17 protein-coding genes and 1 pseudogene are annotated in these 19,794 nt (G+C 69.0%); 6 read left to right on the top strand and 12 right to left on the bottom strand.

Translation table 11 applies throughout. The annotated features are described in order from the left end of the window. Positions 1–36: 36 nt before the first annotated feature. The 6 genes from OG488_RS28590 to OG488_RS28565 all read right to left on the bottom strand — a co-directional run bounded on the left by OG488_RS28590 (position 37) and on the right by OG488_RS28565 (position 5,680). Positions 37–585: a hypothetical protein gene (locus tag OG488_RS28590; RefSeq protein ID WP_329233766.1), complete on the bottom strand. Its 549-nt coding sequence runs from the start codon at positions 583–585 to the stop codon at positions 37–39. 114 nt (positions 586–699) lie between these two features. Next, positions 700–1,908 (bottom strand): cytochrome P450, encoded by a 1,209-nt coding sequence (locus OG488_RS28585; RefSeq protein ID WP_329233764.1) that lies wholly within the window; start codon positions 1,906–1,908, stop codon positions 700–702. Positions 1,909–2,105: 197 nt separating this feature from the next. Beyond that, positions 2,106–3,326: a beta-ketoacyl-[acyl-carrier-protein] synthase family protein gene (locus tag OG488_RS28580; RefSeq protein ID WP_329233762.1), complete on the bottom strand. Its 1,221-nt coding sequence runs from the start codon at positions 3,324–3,326 to the stop codon at positions 2,106–2,108. A gap of 84 nt (positions 3,327–3,410) precedes the next feature. Next, complete coding sequence (locus tag OG488_RS28575; RefSeq protein ID WP_329233760.1) at positions 3,411–3,671, bottom strand: acyl carrier protein; 261 nt, start codon at positions 3,669–3,671, stop codon at positions 3,411–3,413. Between the two features lie 376 nt (positions 3,672–4,047). Further along, positions 4,048–4,848, bottom strand: coding sequence for a bestrophin-like domain (locus OG488_RS28570; RefSeq protein ID WP_329233758.1), 801 nt, complete (start codon positions 4,846–4,848; stop codon positions 4,048–4,050). A 157-nt stretch (positions 4,849–5,005) separates the two neighbouring features. Beyond that, complete coding sequence (locus OG488_RS28565; RefSeq protein ID WP_329233756.1) at positions 5,006–5,680, bottom strand: HalD/BesD family halogenase; 675 nt, start codon at positions 5,678–5,680, stop codon at positions 5,006–5,008. A 519-nt stretch (positions 5,681–6,199) separates the two neighbouring features. Here OG488_RS28565 and OG488_RS28560 point away from each other — a divergent pair. Beyond that, positions 6,200–6,991 (top strand): hypothetical protein, encoded by a 792-nt coding sequence (locus OG488_RS28560; RefSeq protein ID WP_329233755.1) that lies wholly within the window; start codon positions 6,200–6,202, stop codon positions 6,989–6,991. Between the two features lie 51 nt (positions 6,992–7,042). On the opposite strand, the gene OG488_RS28555 is transcribed toward OG488_RS28560, so the two are convergent. From OG488_RS28555 to OG488_RS28545, 3 genes are all read right to left on the bottom strand, one after another. Further along, the gene (locus OG488_RS28555; RefSeq protein WP_329233753.1) at positions 7,043–7,717 is read right to left on the bottom strand and encodes a hypothetical protein; all 675 of its coding nucleotides are present in this window, start codon (positions 7,715–7,717) and stop codon (positions 7,043–7,045) included. Positions 7,718–7,749: 32 nt separating this feature from the next. Beyond that, positions 7,750–8,484: a polyprenyl diphosphate synthase gene (gene uppS, locus OG488_RS28550; RefSeq protein WP_329233751.1), complete on the bottom strand. Its 735-nt coding sequence runs from the start codon at positions 8,482–8,484 to the stop codon at positions 7,750–7,752. Positions 8,485–9,182: 698 nt separating this feature from the next. Beyond that, positions 9,183–10,328, bottom strand: coding sequence for a DegT/DnrJ/EryC1/StrS family aminotransferase (locus tag OG488_RS28545; protein WP_329233748.1), 1,146 nt, complete (start codon positions 10,326–10,328; stop codon positions 9,183–9,185). A 562-nt stretch (positions 10,329–10,890) separates the two neighbouring features. Between OG488_RS28545 and OG488_RS28540 the strand changes: the two genes are divergently transcribed. Both OG488_RS28540 and acpP read left to right on the top strand, forming a co-directional pair. Then, on the top strand, positions 10,891–11,919 hold the full coding sequence (locus tag OG488_RS28540) for an HBL/NHE enterotoxin family protein (RefSeq protein ID WP_329233747.1): 1,029 nt from the start codon (positions 10,891–10,893) through the stop codon (positions 11,917–11,919). Positions 11,920–12,215: 296 nt separating this feature from the next. Then, positions 12,216–12,458 (top strand): acyl carrier protein, encoded by a 243-nt coding sequence (acpP, locus tag OG488_RS28535; protein WP_329233745.1) that lies wholly within the window; start codon positions 12,216–12,218, stop codon positions 12,456–12,458. A gap of 66 nt (positions 12,459–12,524) precedes the next feature. On the opposite strand, the pseudogene OG488_RS28530 reads toward acpP, so the two are convergent. Further along, positions 12,525–13,084 (bottom strand): annotated as a pseudogene (locus OG488_RS28530) (NAD(P)-binding domain-containing protein); the annotation flags it as partial. A 250-nt stretch (positions 13,085–13,334) separates the two neighbouring features. Here OG488_RS28530 and OG488_RS28525 point away from each other — a divergent pair. Together OG488_RS28525 and OG488_RS28520 are read left to right on the top strand one after the other, a co-directional pair. Continuing rightward, positions 13,335–14,411 (top strand): ImmA/IrrE family metallo-endopeptidase, encoded by a 1,077-nt coding sequence (locus OG488_RS28525; RefSeq protein WP_329233743.1) that lies wholly within the window; start codon positions 13,335–13,337, stop codon positions 14,409–14,411. A 3-nt stretch (positions 14,412–14,414) separates the two neighbouring features. Next, on the top strand, positions 14,415–15,572 hold the full coding sequence (locus OG488_RS28520) for a hypothetical protein (RefSeq protein ID WP_329233741.1): 1,158 nt from the start codon (positions 14,415–14,417) through the stop codon (positions 15,570–15,572). 19 nt (positions 15,573–15,591) lie between these two features. Here OG488_RS28520 and OG488_RS28515 read toward each other — a convergent pair whose 3' ends face one another. Next, entirely contained in the window at positions 15,592–16,209 is a 618-nt protein-coding gene (locus OG488_RS28515) for a hypothetical protein (RefSeq protein WP_329233739.1), read from the bottom strand. Positions 16,210–17,073: 864 nt separating this feature from the next. Here OG488_RS28515 and OG488_RS28510 point away from each other — a divergent pair. After that, positions 17,074–18,144 (top strand): hypothetical protein, encoded by a 1,071-nt coding sequence (locus OG488_RS28510; RefSeq protein WP_329233738.1) that lies wholly within the window; start codon positions 17,074–17,076, stop codon positions 18,142–18,144. Positions 18,145–18,417: 273 nt separating this feature from the next. On the opposite strand, the gene OG488_RS28505 is transcribed toward OG488_RS28510, so the two are convergent. Then, entirely contained in the window at positions 18,418–19,761 is a 1,344-nt protein-coding gene (locus OG488_RS28505) for a class I SAM-dependent RNA methyltransferase (protein WP_329233736.1), read from the bottom strand. Positions 19,762–19,794: the final 33 nt, after the last annotated feature.

The raw sequence follows: 19,794 nt of genomic DNA, 5'->3' as shown, positions 1-19,794 counted from the left end.
TGGCGTCCCGGGACGCCACCACACCGGGCGCGTGGGTCACGGCGTGTAGAGGACCTGGCCCTGCTCCGTGGTGTGGATTTCCCCGGTGGGGTCGGGGACCTCGCGGACGGACTGCCCAGTGATGGAGGCGGTGTAGCCGCCGAAGCGGGTGCTGGCGGCGTCGTTGACGCCCTTGATGGTGAACTTCAGGACGCCGTCGTCGCCGACCTCGGTGCCGAAGTCGGTGAACGTGCCGGTGGTGATCTTTCCGTCCGACCACTCCACCCTGCCCCGGTACTCGGGCTCCGTAGCCGCCGTCGGGGAGGGCAGCGTGCCGCTGAACTCGGTCGTGCCTTCCAGGTAGGGCTCACCCTGTTCGTTGCGGCACGTGATGGTTCCCGTGCCGGTGAAGCGCGTCGGACTGCCGATCTGCGGGGCCTGGAGCGTGCCGCGGGCGGTGCTTTCGCAGACAACGGACTCCGCCGCGGCAGGCTTCGCGGCGGCGGCCGGTGCCAGGATCGCCGTACCCGCGGACAGGGCCGCGGCGCAGACGGCGAGGGCCTGCAGGTGACGGGTGTACCGGGCTGCGCCGGAGAGGGGATGCATGGTTGTGTCCTTTCGTTGGATGACGTGGTGCGAACGGTCCGGAGAGTTGTCGGGACCGGGTGGGGGTGGCACGGCCGGGAGGTCCTGTGCTGTCGTGCCGGGTGCGGGGCAGGCTCAGGGGTCGAGCACGACTGGAAGGGCTGTCCAGCCGCTCACGGTGACGCGGTCGTCGGGACACGGCGGGCCGGCGGGCGCCATGCGGGGGAAACGCCGTAGCAGAGCGGGCAGGACGAGGGAGGCTTCCAGGCGTGCCAGTTGGGCGCCCAGGCAGTAGTGGGCGCCACCGCCGAAGGAGAGCAGCCGGCTTGCCGGGCGGTTGGGGTCGAACACGTCCGGATCGGTGAAGTGCTCGGGGTCCCGGTGCGCTTCGGCGATGAGCGCCATGACTTCCCGGCCGGCCGGGACCCGCACACCGCCGACGGTTACCTCGTGCCGGGCGACCCGCGTGATCAGCCGAACCGGCGGGGCGAGACGCAGGGACTCGCTGATCGCGGCGTCGACGTGGGATGGCTCGCCAGCAGCCACTGCGGCTCGCGCCGGCGATGTCATCAGCGCGGTGATCGCGTGGTCGAGCAGTGTCACCGTGGTGTCGAAACCGGCGGTCAGTGCGAGGGCGAGAGCGGAAGCCGCCTCGTCGTCGCCGAGCAAGCAGGCGACCGACGACGCCAGGTCCTCTCCCGGCCGCGCCCGTCGTTCGGCCACCAGCCTGTCGAGGTAGGGCCGCAGGGTCTCGGCGGCGCGGTCCGCCTCCCGTAGTGCGCGCGGGCCGACCACGGGGTCGAGCAGCGCCAGCAGCGGCTGCACCAGCTCGTGGAGGAAGGGCGCATCCTGCTCGGGGAGGCCGATGAGGGCGCACTGGGTGCGGCAGGTGACCGGAAGGGTGAGCAGCGCGTGCAGATCGACGACGTCACCGTGCGGCCGCGCGTCGAGCAGATCCAGACATTCCTCGGTGGCGGCGTGCACGGTCTCACGCAAGGAGCGAAGGCGCGCCGGGCTGAAGGCGGGCGAGGCGGCCTTCCGCAGCCGCTGGTGGCTCGCCCCGTTGTGGAACACCATGCTGGTGCCGAACAAGCGCATCCCGGGACTGCGCCGCCAGCCGGGAAGGTACGCGTCGAACCAGGCGGCGTCCTTGGCCTCGAACGCGGGATCGCGGGCGATCACCGCCACGTCGGCGTACCGGCTGAACACCAGGACCTCGCTCTCCGACTGCTGCCCGCGATCTGCGCGGCCGACGGACGGCGCGGGCACGGGAGCACACCGGGCCGAGGGCGGGCACGGCTCGTGCTCCGTGCCGTCCTGGGTTCGTTGCGTGGTGTTCGGCACGCGGCCTCTCCTCTTGCGCTGCGAGCGCCCGGACGGTCCCGGGCGACGTGAAATCGGGCCTTAAAGGGCAACGATCACCGGTCACCGAGGGCACGGCGCCGGGGGCGAATGACTCCTCAAGGCCGAACGCCGACCGCGCGCGCCGACCGGCCTCGTTGCGCGACGGGCGGGGCGGGGGTGGCCCGGGCAGGCCGGATTCAGGCGGCGCCGAACACCAGCGCGGCGTTCTGGCCCCCGAAGGCGAAAGACGTCGACAGTGCTCGGCCGAAGTCCACCTTGCGCGGGCTGCCGGTGACGATGTCCAGCTCACCACCAGGGTCCTGGCGGCTGATGTTGGCCACTGGCGGCACCTCCTGCCGTTCCAGGGCGAGCACGGTGACCGCGGCCTCGATGGCTCCCGCCGCGCCCAGCGCATGGCCGATGACGCCCTTGGTCGCCGTCACCGGCGGCATACGGTCGCGGAAGACCCGCCGGAGCATGCCGGCCTCCGCCGCGTCGCCCAACCGGGTCGACGTGCCGTGTGCGTTGACGTGGCCGATGTCGCCGGGCGTGCATCCGGCGTCGGTCAGGGCCTGCCGTACGGCCTGCTCCGCACCTGCGCCCTCAGGGTGCGGGGCGGTCACGTGGTGGGCATCGGCGGAGGACCCGTACCCGCACAGCAGTGCGCGGCTGCGTGCCCCCCGTGCCCGCGCGTGCCCGAGGCGTTCGAGAACGAGTACGGCGGCCCCCTCGCCCAGGACGAAGCCGTCGCGGTCCCGGTCGAAGGGGCGCGAGGCCAGTTCGGGCCGGTCCGTGCGCGAAGACAACGCCCGCATCTGGGAGAAGCAGGCGGCGGTCATCCGCGACCACGACTCGCTGCCGCCGGCAAGGACCACGTCGCACATGCCGCCGAGCAGCAGGCTGCGGGCAACCCCGAGCGCGTTGCTGCCCGAGGCGCACGCACTGGAGAGCGTGAAGTTCGGACCCCGAGCCCCGATGTCGAGGGCAATCTCCCCGGCAACCATGGACGGAACGCTGCGGGGCAGAGCGAGCGGCGAAACCGCGGCGGGCCGGTCCTCGGCAAGGCGCGTGAACTCGGCGACGTACGTCCGCAGGCTGTTCGAACCCACCCCGAGCACCACACCGACCCGCTCCGGCGGACCCTCCGCGACCCGCAGGTCCGCGTCCGCCAAAGCACAGCGGGCGGCCGCGATCCCCAGGTGGGCGAACCGGTCCAGACGGCGCGTGAGCCGTCCACCGAGTTCCGCGAAAGGATCAAAGTCCCTTACGTCGCACGAGATGTCGACCGCGAGGCCCGCGAACTGCGGGTTCCTCGCGGCCAGCGAGCGCCCCGCGCACAGATTCGTCCAGTTCGTGTCCGCGTCACAGCCCGCCGGAGTAAGGAGACCGAGACCAGTAACGGCCACCGGCTCACCCATCGCTCACCCCAAGGAGCCCGAGAACCGGGACCGCCGAGCTACGCCCCCCGTCGGCGGCGAGCGGCGCCCGATCGCCATCGACGGTCATCGAGCCAAGAACCCCGCGATCGTCCGAGCCACCTGGTCCAGCGACTCGGACCCGGAGACGTCGACCAGCCGACTGCCCATTTCGACACCGGTGCGCTCCTCAAGGACCGTCCCCAACTCCATCATGGCAAGGGAATCCAAGCCCAGATCGTCGAGAGTCGCCGTGAGGGCGAGCGAGTCGGCCGGGAACCCGAACAACTCCTCCACAAGGCTGCGAAGGCTGTCCGGGCCGAACCCCTCCAACGTCCGTTCAGTCATCGCTCCGTCTTCCCTTCCGAGCGGCTGTGTCGACGGGCCAACGACACCGAGGACGGACGGTCACGGTCCCGGGACACGGCGTCCGAAAGGAGCCCAAGCCGTGCGCCGGCACCGCTGATCGCCTGATGACGGCCCGGCACGCCGCTGACCGGGACCGACCGAGACCAGTCCGCCCGCGGTCCCGGCGGTTTCAACTGGCGCCCGTGGGCAGGCCTGCTGGAGCGCTTCGCAACGCCGACCTCACTGTTCCTCAAGTTCCACAGAGGCCCGCCGTAAGTGCTCCGCGCTCTTCGGCCGTGACCTGCGCCTGCTCGTCCGGCTGAGCTCACCGCGCAAATACCACTTCGGCAGCGGAGCCTGTCGAGGGGGACGGAGGTCAGGCGGTCTTGCGGTTGCCGTGGTCGTCGCAGGGAATTTCGGCAGCCGGGTGGTTGGTGGTGTAGTCGCGCAAGGCCTGGCGTTCGACCTCGGCAATGGCGGTGGGCTGCACGTCGATGATGCCTCCGAAAGGCCGGTCGACGTCCCGGATGATGCACAGCGCTGTCGTCAACAGTGCGGTGATCACGATCAGTGTGATGAGTTGGCCGCGATTGTTGCGGCGAGGGAGGCAGATACCGAGGGCGATGACGGTGATGGCGAGGGTGGCGAGGAGGAACCACAGGATGACGCCGGGGATGCTGGCCGTCGCCTGGGTAAGCCGTTCCTCGCGTTCCTCGGAGCGCTTGTTGTCGGCGGCGATCAGCATGCCGAAGACCGGCTTGCCCTCCACCTCGCGGAAGACGCGGCGGAAGTCGGTGGACCACACGCTGGGTGCCGGTGAGCCGTGGCCGTCAGCCATGGCGGGCCATTCCTGGGCCCGTACGGCGCGGGCGTAGCAGACGGCGTCCGCCTGGACCTCTGCCCGCTGGGCCGCGGGCGCGTATTCGGCGGACTCGACGAGCTGGTCGACGGCGCGGGCTTCGCCGCGCGCGGCGGTTTCGGCTTTGCCATAGGAGCCGTTCGCGGTGACCAGGACGAAGGCGAGAAGCAGGACGGTCAGGGTGAGCAGCGGGCCGACGAGGTCCTTGACGGCCATGCCGGTGTCGTCGTCCTCGTTGAGGAGCCGCGGGCGCAGGTAGCGGTTGGCAGCGAGACCGGCGAGCAGAGCGAGTACAGCGACGACGATGACAAGGACCACGGACGGACACCTCCGGGGGAGCAAGTGAGAAGACCCCAGCGTGCGGGGCGCCGGGATCATCTCCCGCGCCGCGTCCCGCCCCCAACAGCGGAAACGTCCCCTCGCCCCCGAACGAGCGACACCCTGTGTGCCAGACGCCCCAACCGGCCCCAGCACCTCAGTCGTAGAGAAGGGATGCGGAGGTGGTGGTCGCCTGTTGGCGGTCGGGTGTGGTGTAGGCGAAGTTGAGGACGGTACGCCGCACCCCTGGGCGTTCGAGTGGGGTGACGCGGTGGTCGGTGAGGTCGCTGCGCAGGAGGTATCCGTCGGCCGGCCGGTGGTGCACACGCCGGGTGCCCGGTGCGACGAGGGCGGCGAGATCTCGGCGTCCGGGGTGAAACTCGAGGAGTCCGCCGTCGGTGGGGTGTGGTGGCGCTTCGAGGAAGAGGACCAGGGCGAGGGGGTAGTCGTCGGTGTGGGCGCCGTGGGTGTCGCCGGGCCGGTGCAGGACATTGAGGACGTGGCGCTCGACGGGGTCGCGGACGGCGACGACCATCTCGTCCAGGAGCGAGGAGAGCAGCCGCATGAGGGCCCGGTCTTCGTAGGTCTGCGTTATGAGGGGTGATGCGCGGGCGATGTGGTCTCCGCCGAGGGTGGTCATGTGACGGGGGCTGTCGCCCATGCACCGCATGCGGAAGTCCCGCCGCACGGCGTCGCTCTCGAGACGGCCGGCTTCGCTTCCGAGCTCGGAGAGCCCGAGGGGGCTGATGAGCTCGGGCAGGGGCAGGTAGCCGTCGGCGGCGAACTGCCGGCGCAGGGATTCCCAGCGTGGGGATGCAGGTAGTGAGAACACGGCCGATGGATCCCTCGGGCCCGCGGAGGACAAACCCGGCCTCGACCATCTGGACCCCGCCTGCCCACAGGTGATCGGGGCGTCCCCGCGCCGCCCCACCGGCGGGCCGTGGCCTGGAAAGCTCCGGGGGCGATGTGTCCCACGCAACCGTTCTACAGGCCGGCGGAGAAGGGAAGCTGATTCATCCCGATGTATGCGCAGGCGGGTGTGTCTCAGTGGAGGCGCCCCCGCGATCGCAAGTTCGCTCGCCCCGCACGGGCGGGCCGTCAACGTCGAAGGGAGGGTGTTCGTTGCCCCGGCCCCGTGTGAGTGAAGATCCACGGGGCTGCGTGGCCTTCCTGCATGACTCGGTCCCCCTTGGCACAGTTGGCCGTGGGACTGTCCCCGCACCTGTCCCGGTCGGCGGTGGATCTTCCAGGAGTCCGCTGACGTCTGAACGCGGGGATGGCTGGGCATTGTCAGCCATCAGGTAATCGATCAACCGTGCGCTGAATCGCTTGGAAGGCAAGGGAGATACCAATGTCGGATCTTGAGCTGTCGTTGGAGTTGCGGGATGGGGAAATGGCACTGAGGGCGAGCGAGGGGGACCCGCAGATCACCTGTGTGGAGACGGTCCGTCAGGCCCTGAGCGCCGCCCGCGATCACGAGGTCACGGACAAGTCCGGTACCCGTCATGTGCTGCGGCTGTCCCTGACACTCGGGGAGACAGGTTCGCCCGACGGGGAACTCGGCACGGCGCTGGCCGAGTCGGACTCGACTGGGGCGCAGCACACGCCTGCGGACGAGACGGAACATGGAGTGGAGTTCAAGGGCTTCCCTAAGAAGAGGCTGTCCACCGATCAGGCTCACGCAGTGTGGGCCGGCCTGAGGGAGGGGCTGCCACAGACCGGGCCCGTGGCCGGATTCCCACTCGGCTGCTTGACCGCTGTTTTGAGGCAGGTGGAGGTCGTGGCGGGGTCGCCCACCGTTGAGATGTACCGCGAAGCAGCCAGGCAGGTAGCCGAGAAGATGACGGCGAAGGCGAACTGGAAGGTGCTGGAGCCCTTCGCCCAGGTCATCGTGTCCGTCGACAGCGCGAAGGTTTCGGAAGTTCAAAAAGTTCTGGTCCGCCGCGGGGGAGAAGGAGAGATTCATCCCGACACGTCGAGCACGGAGCTCGTCTTCCGTATGCCCATGAGGCAGACGTTCGGTATCAAGGCAGAGATCGTTGAAGCTGCCAGGGGCAAGGCGACCTGCGTGGTGGCCTTCAGCCACTTTGGGGACGTCAGCGCGGAGAACTTGAAGGTACTCACGGCCTCCGTGAAGAAGTAGCGAGGGCCTCGACCAGAGGTGACCGGGGTCATGGACGGCTCCGGGCCGGCGCTAGGTCAGGAGGAATGCGGCTGCGGTGGTGGCGCCGACGCCGGCGCCGGCCGCGGTCTGGGCGACGCTGTGGTAGGTCAGTGCGACGCGGGACCAGCACACGGCGAGGGTCAGGCCGTAGGCGAGGAGCCACCACGGTGAGTGGGTCACGGCGAGCATCGCGGGGATCGCGGAGGCAACCGCGCTGTCGACGCTGATCTTCCAGACGTGGTTCACGGCCAGCAGGACGACGGTCATCACCCACAGGGCGAGCATCGCGAGGAGGATCCCGGTGGGGGCGTGGCCGAGGATCATGATGATCGAGCCGAGGCCGATGGAGGCCAGGATGACCAGGAAGATCGGGGGCCGCTTCGTGCGGTCGACGATGTTCCGGTCTTCCCAGGTGCCGCGCTTGCGTTCCCACTGGATGTAGGCCGCGGGAATGATCCCGGCGCACAGGGCTCCGAGCAGCCCCCAGGGAATGCCGCTCCAGTTGCCAGCGGCGGCCAGCCCGATGCCCGGCATGCCGACAAGCAGGACGTTGCGCGGCTGGAGTACGTCCGTGACCGTCCGGGCCACCGTCGTGCGGTCCGCACGCCCGTCCCCCTCAAGGCGGGGCTGCCCGTCCGGCTGGTGTGGGTGTGGGTGTTCGTGCGTGCCCGTAAGCACGGGGCCGTCAGACGGTGTGGCGGTCATGTCCTTCTTCCTCTGCAGCATCGTCGTCGGGCCTACAGTCCCAGCCGTCGCTGTCGCGAGGCGTAACTGTCCAGCGCGTGGCGCAGGTCTTCGCGGGTGAAGTCGGGCCACAGCCGCTCGCAGAAGTACAGCTCCGATTGCGTTGTCTGCCAGGTCAGATACCCCGACAGACGCTGCTCGCCCGAGGTGCGGATCACCAGGTCCGGGTCCGCGAGTCCCGCCGTGCCCAGATGGGATGCGAACTCCCCTTCCCACCAGGACAAGTCCCCGGCCGGCTCCTGTGGCCCCCGGTCGCGGAACTTTTCCGCCAGGGACCGGGCCGCGGCGACGATCTCCCGCCGGCCGTCGTAGGCCACAGCGATATTGGCCTGCACTCCCTCCACCCGCTCGGTGCGCCGCTGCACGTCCTCGAACGCGGCCGCGACCGGCGCGGGCAACAACTCCAGGGCTCCGATCACCCGGACCCGCCAGCGCTGCGCCTCGGCGAGACGCTCGCACAGGCTGATGAACGACTCGTAGAGACCGGCCAGTTCCTGGGGGCTGCGCTGCAGGTTCCTGATGGACAGGATCCACTGCGTCACCATGGCGACCCCTTCCTCCTCGCACCACTGCAGGACATCAGGGATCTTCCCGATGCCGTAGCGGTGCCCCTCGGGCACGCTGAGACCACGCTGGGCAGCCCAGCGCCGATTGCCGTCGAGAACGAGAGCGACATGCGCCGGCACCCCCGGGCGCACAGAGGCAGTGAGTACGGACGGTTCGGTCATGGCGGATCCCAACCAGAGGCAACGGAAAAGACAAAAAGGGAACAGGCCCACGAACAAGGAGGACACGGCAGCTCGTGGGACCACGGAATCACTGCTCCCGGGACCCGGTGCTACGGAAGCTGGATCGGGTCATACCGCCAACTGTGCTGAAGGGACAGGGGCAGTAGGGAGAAGCACGCGACAGGGCGCGTGATCTTCATCCACACGTGTGAATGCGCTGCCTCGCGGCAACGGGCGAACGCAGCTGTGGGTGCGTGAGGATCCCCCCTGCACTCGGCCGAGGGCGCCCGGGTGACCGACGCGTCCGTCACGTCCTGCCGCAGGAGCCTGCCGGGCATACCGGCCTCGACGGACGGCACCCCGGCGAGCTCGGTGTTCGCGCGGCGCATGGTAGCCGCCTGGCTCCTTGCGCACGGCACGCTCAGGATCCCCACCACCCGGCCCGCCGCCACGGCATGCACCAGGGGCAACGGGCGGGCGCACGCCGACGATTCGATTCGACGACCTGCTGCTCCTCCTGGCGGACAACGTCTCCAGCGGCGACGAGTCCGCCGCCGAGAACGGTGTGATGCCGTAACGGCTTCCAGGGCCGGTCCAGCGGCACTGTGCAAGGGGGCAAGCCGTTGCGCGGTGTTCCCTCTCCGCCCCGCCCCGGCCGCACACCGGGCCCGATACCGCCGCTGTCCTCCGGGTGCGGTTCAGCTGCCGGTGTAGAAGGCGGTCACTGCGGTGATGACGTGGTCGACCTCGGCGTCGGTGAGCTCCGGGTAGGCCGGAAGGCACAGCCGCCGGGTGGCCGCGTCCGACCGTTCGGTGACGTGGCTCCGGTGGGCGATCTCCTCGAAGGCGGGCTGGTCGGGCAGGAGGTAGGGGTAGACCTGCTCGGCTTCGATGCCCGCGTTTGCGAGGTGTTCGGTGAGGGCGGCGATGTCTTCGCAGCCGAGCGCGTACTTGTAGAAGGCGTGGACGTGCCCGTCCTGGACCACCGGCGTCTCGACGGGCAGTTCGGCGAAGGCGGCCGTGTACCGGCGGGCGATGGTGTTGCGGCGCTCGATCCACGAGGGCAGCAGACCCAGCTGCGCGGTGAGGATCCCGGCGTTGACCTCGCCCAGCCGGGCCCGGTGACCGCGTACGTGGTGCAGGTGGCGCTCGCCGCGGTCGCGGCCCATGTCGGTCAGCCGGCGCAGCTGCCCGGCACGCTCGGCGGTGGTGGTGAGGATCGCTCCGGCGTCGTCGAGACCGCCGATGTTCTTGCCCACCCAGAACGAGAAGCAGCCGTAGTCCCCCCACGTCCCGGCGGCCCTGCCCTGCAGGCTGGCACCGGGGGCCTGGGCGCAGTCCTCGATGACGGCCAGGCCGTGCCGGGCGGCGACCTGGTTGATCGCGGGCATGTCGGCCATGTGCCCGTGCAGGTGTACCGGGATCACCGCCCGGGTGCGGTCGGTGACCGCGGCTTCCATCGCTTTCGGGCACAGAGTGAGGGTGGGTTCGGCGACGTCCACGATCACCGGCACGGCACCGAGGTCGGCCACCGCGAACGCAGTCGCGGCGAAGGTGGCGGCCGGCACGATCACCTCGCCCCCGGACCGCACCCCGGCCGCTTCAAGCGCGAGCACGAGCGCCTGCGTGCAGGACGTCGTGGCCACCGCATGTCCGCCCCAGACGTGCGACAGGGTGTCCTCGAGCCGCTCGGTCTGCGGGCCGTAGTGGAACTTCCCGGTGTCGATCACCGCGTCGGTGATCTGGTGGATCGTCTCCCGCAGGGCGGCCACCCGGCGGGCATGGCCCTCGGCCGGGACCGTGACGATGGCGGTGCGGTCGGGCAGCGTGGTGCTGACCCTCATGGGCGAATCCGATCTGTGTGGCGACATGCAAAAGCGTTTCTTGATCCAATTCGGCCACGGCCGACCCACGCTCACGCACCGCGTTCACTCCCCTGGAGGAGCGCACACCGGGGCTTTTGGGAGCACGCCCGCCCAACAACAGGGCGGCCGGGTGACCGCGGTGGTCTGTGGGAGCACGCGTGGGCCGAGAACGCCGCCGTTCCTGCACTTCGATGCCGAGGTCCCGTCGGTTCGGGTGCGATTCCTTGACCGCCCGCATCCGCCGGGGGGCACAGCCTGCGGCCACTTCCCCTCCGAGAGAGCCGCCATGAAGGGCGTCTACCGAGGTACCGCAAGCTGTGGGTGCGCCTGTAAGGGCGCGGGCCGCTGCATTGAACTACGCACGTGCGAGCTTGGTCCCGGGCGCGGAGTGGGGCAGTGCCGTGGGATCGCGAGGCCCCGGTTGTCAAGTGCCTGGCGATTGCGGTGACTGGGCGTCAGCATCCAGTTACGATCTTGCTCGCCGGCGGGGCGGTCCTGCGGGCGCGTGGCTGCCGCCACGGATACCGCTGAAGGAATCACCATGGAAGATCTGTTGATCCCGGTCGGGCAGTTCGCCGAGGCGCTGTCGGATGTGTTCGGTGTGGCGACGTCGGCCGGGTTGGCCGCTCAGGTCATCGCCGCTCAGCCCGACGTCGATCTGACCGACATCGCGAGCCTTAAGCCCAGCCAGGAGGTGGCGCGGGAGAACGCCACGCTATGCATGGACAGGCTACTGCCCGAACTGCGACGCGGGTTCACGAAGGCGAAGTCCTTTGCTGACATGGTCGGGTCCTTGTCCGAGAGCGATGTCGAAGACCTGACCGGCCAGCTCGGCACCGAGGCGGGGAAGCAGGAGTTCGCTGAAACTATCCGGACGTTCAAGGAGGAGGCTGACCGCTCGCTCGCCGAGGTCAGTGAGACTGCCAGCACTCTGGCGCAGTTCGCCACCCTCCTCGGCGCAGACCTGGGCGACTTCCAGCGGATCCGCGAGGAGGCCGTCTCGAAGTACGGGGGTCAGGACGGCAAGCTCGCTTCGCTCGTCCAGGAGATGGCGGCCGCCGCCGAGGCCAGGTCAAAGGCGGTGGATGACGTGGCGACCCTGGCGGCCACGCTCGACATCGGGGTCTTCGCCGTGGTCGGCACGGTCGTGGCCAGCCCGAAGGTGTCGCTGACCAAGGCCAGCCTGGCCGTCAGGCCCTCCAGCACGCACGACCAGCTGAACCGGGCGCTCAAGGCCCAGGCCGACAGCGACGCCGCGTACACCCGGCAGTTCGAGGCGGCAGGCCGCCTTCAGCTGCAGCCCGCCGTCCTCCAGTGGCTTTCCGACACCTTCGTCTCCCTTGAGCGCGCCCGCGACGGGGCCCTGGACGGCCTGACCGCTGCCTGGGCCACAACGTCGGGCAACTTCGAAACCCTCGCTGAGTCGGGACAGGGCGTTGTTGATCAAGAGCTCCGCGCGAACATCCGCCAGCGCCTGGTCCAGGCGATCGGAAGTGCCAAGGAGTTGAAGACCCTGGCGGAGAACCTGGATGCGAGGGGCCCCCTGCCCGTCGTGCCCGAGTCGAAGTGAACGCGGTCACCGGCCGCCGGGCCGGTGACCTATTGGTGGCTCCGGGCGGACTGCCCGGAGCCCGTCAACCCGCAGTCAAAGACCAATACGGGACAGCCTTTAAGCCCGTTCCTTCTGGATCACTACGTGAACAGGGGGAAGGGCGCCTGCCTGCGATCGTTTCCATCCGCACCCTGTGCTCACTCCTTCAGGGCTACTCCGTACGGCTTCTGCACGGCACGGGCCTGGGTACAGCATGATCGGGTTGCCCGAGCGTTCGGGCACCCGCACGCAGCCAACCACCAAGGAGCCACGGCATGAGCACAATTGAAGAGCGCGTAAAGAAGCTTGTCTCCGAGCAGCTCAACGTCCCAGTGGACGACGTCACGAACATGAAGTCCTTCGTGGACGACCTCGGGGCGAGCGAACAGGACGTGACCGAGATCCACATGGCCATCGAAGAGGAGTTCGAGACGGAGATCCCTGACGAGGAGGGCGAAAAGATCACCACCGTCGAGTCGGCGATCGACTACGTGAAGTCCCACAAGGCGTCCGCATAGGCAAGGCCGCCTGAGCCGCCGACGGAACCGCGCCCCTTCGGCCATCGGGTCCTTGACCTGGGTACGTCGTGGACTGACGCAGGCGCGGGTTCCGGTCGTGGCGATGTGGCCGCGGGTCCCGCGCAGGCGCAGCGAGGCGAAGTGCGCGAGACCGGGGCGTCGCGGGCTTCGCGGACCGGGGATATGGCGACGATGTCGCCGAGGGAGGACACGCCACCGGTGTCGCTGCGGCCGGCTTCCAGGGCACGGCGGCGGGCGGTGGCGGCGTCGAAGGGGGCCCGGACGTCGATGTCATCGGCAAGTTAGCGGGGCGGACGCTGGGTGAGCCAGGTCAGGTCAGCCGGAGAGGCGAGGCCTGCGGCGATCTGGGCAACGGAATTGCCTCCGCCGATCACCATCACCCTCTGGCCGGCCAACTCGGCCGGGCTCTTGTACTGCACCGTGTGGAGCTGGCGTCCGGAGAGCTCCCGGCGACCGGGGACAGCAGGGATGAACGGGCGGGTCCAGGTCCCGGTCACGCTGATGACCGCGCGAGCCGGCCAGCCGCCTGAGTCACTCTCGACGCGGAGGAACTCGATGTCGCGGTGGACGACTTCGACCCACACGCCGCGCTGGGCCGGCAGCTCGTTTGGTGACACCGGCACGGGGTGCGGTCGACCATCAACGGCCGACAACACGCTCTCGGTGCCGAAAGGCTCCCTCGAGCAGCGGAGTTGGACTGTCAGTGGGGTCTGGTATGCCTGGACGTGTGGCGAGCCTCGAATCATGTGCGGAATATTTTGAGGCATAGAACCGTGTACTCTCGGGGGAGTTGAACTCACCAGGGCTGGAGGTGGGCACGTGCGCGACCAGAGGAGCTTGGTTGCGGATCCAGGGATGCTCACCTTGGCCCGTGACTCGCGCGGCTGGACACAGTCCGAACTTGCTGACGAGATGACGCGTCTTGATGGCAGCCGCATCACCCAGGGGTACGTCAGCCGAGCCGAAGCTGGCCGCATCCCGGTCAAGGACGGGCGCGTGCAGCTGTTCGCCGACGCCCTGCGCTACACCGCCGACACCCTGTGCCGCGCCACTGACACGGCCGGGACAGGCGTCGGACTGGTGCACCACCGCAAGCGCGCCTCCCTGGGGGCGCCCGCCCTGCGTCGGATCCATGCGACGTTGGCGCTCACCCGGCTCCAGGTCGACAGCTTGGCCCGGGCAGCGGACGTCCATCGCAACGACCGGTTTCGGCGCGTGGAGGTCAACGACTTCGACACTCCCGCGGATGCGGCGGAGACGATGCGTGAGGCGTGGAACGTCCCCGCAGGGCCGATCGAGGACATGGTCGCCCTCCTCGAAGACGCCGGCGCTCTGGTCGTAGTCCGGGATCTCTGCACCACCGAGCTCGATGCCGTAAGCCAGTGGCCCCCCGGCGGGTACCCGTTGATCCTGCTCAACTCGCATGCACCAGGCGATCGTTCTCGCTTCAGCCTGGCGCACGAGCTGGGCCATCTGGTGATGCACGGCGAGCCAGGTGAGGGACGCGTACAGGAGGACCAGGCCAACCGGTTCGCCGCCGAGTTCCTCATGCCCCACGACGCGGTCCTGCCCGAACTGAAGCCAGGCATCGACGTGTCCCGCCTGCTGGACCTCAAGGCCCGGTGGGGGGTGTCCATGGCAGCTCTCATCAGGCGCGCCATGGACTTGGGAGTCATCAGCGAATGGCACTACCGCACGCTCATGGTCGAGTTGTCCGCCCTCGGCTACCGCACCAACGAGCCGACCACCATCCGGCGCGAAACCCCGCGCCACCTCGCTCAAGCCGTCACCCGGCTTGAGCAGCAGCTCCACCTCAGTCCGACCGAGACCGCCCACCTAGCGGGCCTGGGTCGCGAGGAGTTCCACGAGATCTACTTGTGCGCTTCTTCTCCGTCCGGACACAAGGACGTGCCGGACTCTTCTGCGAGGTGATTCATGAGCAACACCCCCTCCCCGAGGCGGCGACCGCCCGCCCTGAAGACGCTCGACCACACCGTTGCCGCCGTGCCGCTCCTCCAAGGGCGGGTGCTGCTCCACGAAAACGCCATCAACCTTCCGCGACCGCGGCCCGCGCTCGATGACGACTTCAGCGGCGTCGTGATGACGGGAGCCAAAGCCGACGAGCGGGCCTTCCACCTTCGCAGCACGGCCGGCTACGAAGGCACCCTGCTGATCGACAGCGCCCCCTACACCACCTACGTCGCAACCGCCGACGAGCCGTTCATGGTGCCCACCGACGAGCTGTTCGCCTCAGTGGACACCTCGCTGGCCTTCCAGAAGGCACGCGGAGCGAGCGCGGCACTGACCCCGACCGGCTACATTCCGCCCGCGGACTCCAAGACGCTCAAGGCAGTGATACGCGAGGCCAACAAGATCGAACGCGCCGACACCATCGTGACGCTCCCGATCGACGTCACGTGGCTGAACCGCGAGAACATTGGTCAACTCATCGCGGTCTGCACGAAGATCCGGCACCCGAAGGCCCTCGTCCTCTTCCGCCAGTTCGATCCGCTGGAGCAGACGAAGGACATCCCCACCAATTTGCGCCGCCTCCTGGCCGAGGTCGAACACATGGCGCTGCTGCGGACCGACCTCGCTGCGCTTGATGCGATCGCGCACGGCGCCCTCTGCGCCGGTATCGGCGTGCAGAGTTCACTCCGCCACGCGATCCCGCCCGGCGAGAAGGCCCAGACCAACAAGGCCGGCCCCTCCTACCCGAGCGTGCTGATGCCGGAGCTCATGTGCTTCAAGGGCGCCGAGTCCCTCTCCAGGCTGTACGGGAACGCGGACCCCGCAACCTGCGCCTGCGAGGAGTGCGACGGGCGTGGACTCGACCGCTTCCTCCTGCCGGACGGCGAAACCCGGCGCGAGGCCGACAATCACACCGTCCTCACGTGGAGCGACTGGGTCACCGAAATGGCCGGCTACCGGCCAGGCACCCCGCGTAAATCGTGGTGGCGCGACAAGTGTGCGGCCGCGATCGACCGCTACGCGCTGGAGAACCAGCGCATCGGCCTGGGCGCCAGCCCCCGCTCCGGATTCCAGGCGCCCTCCCCGCTCAAAGCATGGGCGACACTCTCCGTCACCCCGTAGCGAACCGCGGGCCGGATGCTCAGGGGAGCTGGCGGTGGACGTCTTCCAGAAACTTCCAGCCGGCAACGGTATGGCGTCTGCGCACGAAGGGCCGCGGCGGCACCACCACTTCCACCGAGTCCCCCTGAAGCGTGAGCAGGCCGATGCCGTAGAAGTCCGCGCGCAGCACGGCATCATCCTTGCGCCGCAATACGCCGTCCACCACCACCGCGCGAGAACAGAACGGAGTAAATCGCTCGGCCTTCTCCATCCCCGACTCCCAGCTGCGGCCGGGCACGAACGCCATGTCGATGTGGACAGGCTGCGCCGCGCGACGGGTGATCGACCCGTCCCTGCGGACCACCGCACCCTTGGGAAGGGACTTCAGCACCCGCCGCTCCCTCTCGCTCAAGGAGCTGGCAGGAACCGGCTCGCCCAGGGGCAGCGACATGAGGAGATCCAGCACGTCAGGTCGCGTCAGCGGCGGCATTCCTTCAGCTGCCCGCCGCTCCCGCTCAAGCGCGTCATGCCGATAGGCCACAACAGCTTCCGTCCCGAATGCTTCGACAAGCGCGAGCTTCGCCTCGCGGGGCACGAGGTCGCAGGGAGCCAGCGCACCTGCGACAACATTCATCTGCTCTCGCGCCACGACCGACATGAACCAACCCGCTCTCGTCTCGAACCGACGCCCTCATCCGCGGTGCGCCTGCACGCCCCTGCTTACCCCCAGGCAGCCATCACCGGAAGCACGAGCGGCTCACGTTCACACGATCCACTCCACCGCCTGGCCGCAGTCGAGCGGGACCGACACCCCTAACCAGCCTTCCCCTGCCCGAGACACGGGAAAGCCTCAGCACGGACGGCCAGGCTAGTACGGACAGTCGTACGCACGGCGGCCACCTGCTCGGATGATCGCGAAATGGCCAGCACCCGTCACAGGCCGACCAGCAAGCGTCCACGGCGGCCACGGCGGCCACGGCGGCCACCAACGAACGACTGCGAGCCTAGCCACCACCGGCGGCCATGCCTACATCTGTCCGAATCTTCATCGCCGCCGGCCACCTCCCTTCGCCTTCCGCCCGCGCCAGGCGGAGTGGGGCTGCGAGCATTCCCGTGCAGGCATTCGTACGGTGGGGAGTTCAGGTGCCACGAGAGCTCAACGAACGGCAGCAACAGGTGCTGCAATGGGTCGGCCAAGGCTGCCCTGACGGCGTGTGGGAAGGGACCGCGCACAAACTCAGCTGCCAAGCTCTTCACAGCCGGGGACTGGTCAAAGTCTCCAGGAGCCAGGGGCGGTGGTCCGTCGCCCTCACCAAGGCCGGCCAGCAATACCTGGACCACAGATCCCCTCCCCCCCGATCAGCCTCGCAGCAGAGACACCGTGCCCGCACCACGGGCTGGAACCCTGCCGCCTGAAGTAGCCGAGGGCGAAAAGGCCGGCGTCAAGGCAGCCGCGCCTGTGTCATCGCCGGGAACGAGCCCCCTGCCGCGGAAGAGGGCTAAGACCGTCACCGAGCAGCTCGTGGAGGAGCTCGCCGAAGCCGGCGGCCGAATCGTGAAACGCGAAGCCAGCGGTCGGGAGACCGAGAAATGGCCGATCCGTGTTGCCGCAGCACGGCGGTCGGGAAAGATCCCTGCGACCAAGGAACTGCACGCAGGCTGGTGCCGCGACGGATACGAAATCTGCCTGGTCGACGCCCCGGCCTGGCGCTTGGCCGTGCTGTCACCCGTTGCCATACCGGCACGGCTCCCCACTCCACACCCCGTGGTCAGAGCTCTGCAGGCGCACCCCCAGCCCATGGCACTGACCAAAGCCGTGCAGAGCAGAGCCTTCCGCCTCATCCACGCATTGCTCACCGCAAGTCAGAGGCTGGGATTTACCAGCGCGTTCGGCTCGGCCGAGAGTGCACCCGCACCACATCGCCGACGAAACGGCCCTCCCCACTTCACCATCACCGCCCAAGGCCAGCGATGCGATTTCCTCATCCTGCAGGAACAGGACCGCACCGACCACATCCCCACGAAGAAGGAACTCGCGGACTCCGAGAAGCACTCCTGGGCCAAGATTCCTCGGTACGACCACTCCCCCGCCGAACGCCTGCGCATCTGTATCAGTGGCGGGCTGCCACACAGGGCCGGGGAGTGGGCCGATACGACTTCACGCCCCCTTGAGGATCAGCTCGCCGAAATCGTGCAGGAAGTAGGACTTCGAGGCGAGGCCGCCGAACGCAAACGACTGGCCGACCTGGAGGCGGCACGGGAGAAACGGCTGCAATGGGAAGCCGCGACACAACGGGCAAAGATCGACTTCGCCGAGGCAGCCCGAGTCCAGCACCTTGAAGCGCAGGAACAAGCATGGCGCCGTGCAGCGGGCCTGGCCGAGTACGTCGACGCCCTCCGACTCCACGCAGAGACCTTGGCGACCGGACCGGAGAGGGACGGAGCCGAGGCATGGATCGCCTGGGCCGCCGACCACGTGGAGCGCCTGAACCCGCTCAACGGGACGCTCCGCCTGCCCGACATCCCCGAACCTCGCGCCAACGACCTGCAGCCGTTCCTGCACGGATGGAACCCCTACGGTCCCGGCTACTAGTCGCGAGCCCCCTCGGATTATCACAGAGCGTAATCGGGGAGGGGAAGGTGGATCGCAGGTCTGACGCCGACCGACTCGGTCGCCGACTGCCGGAAAGGGCGCTTCCCGCAGCAAGATCAAAACCTGCTGCGGGACGCACCCTCCAGGGCCTGATGGCTCGTCAGAGATCGCCGATGGCGTGCGTCAAACGTGCGTCACGAGCGTCAAATCTGCGTCAAGATATCGCCCGTAACGCCCACACCGCACATAACGCACACTGCACTAACCTGCAGGTCAGAGGCCCTTTCCAACGGGCTCAAGGATCGCGACGCACTCGACATGATGGGTCATCGGGAACAGGTCGAACGCCCGCAGCGTCCGCACCTTGTACCCGCCCTCAGCGAAGTACGCGATGTCCCGCGCCAGCGCCGCCGGGTCGCAGGCGACGTACGCGATGCGGCGGGCGCCCAGGGCGACCAGTTGCTTGACCGTGCCCTTGCCCGCGCCCGCGCGCGGGGGGTCCAGGACGATCAGGTCGCACTCGGTGATGCCCGTGCGTGGCAGCACCTGGTCGACCTTGCCGTGTTCGATGCGGACCCGGTCCAGGTCCTTCAGGTTGTGCCGGGCGTCCTCGACCGCGCGCTTGCCGGACTCGATGCCCAGCACCGCGCCCTTCTCGCCGATCCGCTGGCCGATGGCGCCGGCGAACAGGCCGACACCGCAGTAGAGGTCCAGCGCCGTGTCGTTCTTGCGGGGCAGCAGTCCCTGCATGACCGCGCGGACCAGCGTGTCCGCCGCCTGCGGGTGGACCTGCCAGAAGCCGCCCGAGCCGACGCGGTACGTACGGTCGTCTGCGCGCTCGCGGACGAAGGCGCGGCCGTGGACGCGGTGGACCCCGCCGTCCTTCTCCTCGACGCGGAGCACGGAGACGGGCTTGTCCAGCTCGACCAGCGGGAGCCGGCCGCCCTCGCGCGGGGTCAGGATGACTTGGCGGTCGTGGGAGCCGGTGGCTGAGATCGCCTCCACCGTGGCCATCTGCGGCCAGTCCTGCTTCTCGATGCCGAGCTCCGAGACGCCGGGCGCCGCGATCAGGCAGTGGTCGATCGGCTGGACCTCGTGCGAGCGGTGCTTGCGCAGCCCGACCAGGCCGTCCGCGTCGACGGCGTACTGGACGCGGGTGCGCCAGGCCGGGACCTCGCCCGGCGGGAGCTTGTCGCCCTCGGCCGGCATGACCGTGCCGTCCCAGCCGGCCTCCTCGGGCGTGAGGCCCGCGAGGCGCAGGAGCTGCTCGGCGATGACCTCGCCCTTCAGACGGCGCTGGGCGCCGGGCTTGGCGTGCTGCCAGTCGCAGCCGCCGCACTTGCCGGGGCCGGCGTACGGGCAGGGGGCCTCGACCCGGTCCTTGGACGCGTCGATGACCGTGACCGCGTCGGCGCGCAGGAAGCGCGAGTCGCTCTCGCCCTCGGTGACCCGGGCGACGACCTTCTCGCCGGGGAGGGTGTGGCGCACGAAGAGCACCTGCCCCTCGGACGTGCGGGCGATGCAGTGGCCGCCGTGGGCGACAGGGCCGACCTCGACCTCGTACTCCCGACCGATCAGGGACTCCCCGGCCTGCGACGACGTGGATTCGTTCTGCATGAGGGGGTGGCTCCAGAGATCAGGAAACGGGAA

The sequence above is a fragment of the Streptomyces sp. NBC_01460 genome (assembly GCF_036227405.1).
In the GTDB taxonomy this organism is placed as follows: domain Bacteria; phylum Actinomycetota; class Actinomycetes; order Streptomycetales; family Streptomycetaceae; genus Streptomyces.
The sequence above is the reverse complement of the archived record's forward strand: the minus strand, read 5'-3'. Positions and strand labels throughout refer to the sequence as shown.

Bases quoted from the DNA above. Each gene is read 5' to 3' on its own strand.
- OG488_RS28540 (WP_329233747.1), top strand. From the start codon at position 10,891: ATGGAAGATCTGTTGATCCCGGTCGGGCAGTTCGCCGAGGCGCTGTCG.
- OG488_RS28560 (WP_329233755.1), top strand. From the start codon at position 6,200: ATGTCGGATCTTGAGCTGTCGTTGGAGTTGCGGGATGGGGAAATGGCA.
- OG488_RS28505 (WP_329233736.1), bottom strand. From the start codon at position 19,761: ATGCAGAACGAATCCACGTCGTCGCAGGCCGGGGAGTCCCTGATCGGT.
- OG488_RS28515 (WP_329233739.1), bottom strand. From the start codon at position 16,209: ATGTCGGTCGTGGCGCGAGAGCAGATGAATGTTGTCGCAGGTGCGCTG.
- OG488_RS28575 (WP_329233760.1), bottom strand. From the start codon at position 3,671: ATGACTGAACGGACGTTGGAGGGGTTCGGCCCGGACAGCCTTCGCAGC.
- acpP (WP_329233745.1), top strand. From the start codon at position 12,216: ATGAGCACAATTGAAGAGCGCGTAAAGAAGCTTGTCTCCGAGCAGCTC.
- OG488_RS28590 (WP_329233766.1), bottom strand. From the start codon at position 585: ATGCATCCCCTCTCCGGCGCAGCCCGGTACACCCGTCACCTGCAGGCC.
- OG488_RS28545 (WP_329233748.1), bottom strand. From the start codon at position 10,328: ATGAGGGTCAGCACCACGCTGCCCGACCGCACCGCCATCGTCACGGTC.
- OG488_RS28525 (WP_329233743.1), top strand. From the start codon at position 13,335: ATGCTCACCTTGGCCCGTGACTCGCGCGGCTGGACACAGTCCGAACTT.
- uppS (WP_329233751.1), bottom strand. From the start codon at position 8,484: ATGACCGAACCGTCCGTACTCACTGCCTCTGTGCGCCCGGGGGTGCCG.
- OG488_RS28555 (WP_329233753.1), bottom strand. From the start codon at position 7,717: ATGACCGCCACACCGTCTGACGGCCCCGTGCTTACGGGCACGCACGAA.
- OG488_RS28520 (WP_329233741.1), top strand. From the start codon at position 14,415: ATGAGCAACACCCCCTCCCCGAGGCGGCGACCGCCCGCCCTGAAGACG.
- OG488_RS28580 (WP_329233762.1), bottom strand. From the start codon at position 3,326: ATGGGTGAGCCGGTGGCCGTTACTGGTCTCGGTCTCCTTACTCCGGCG.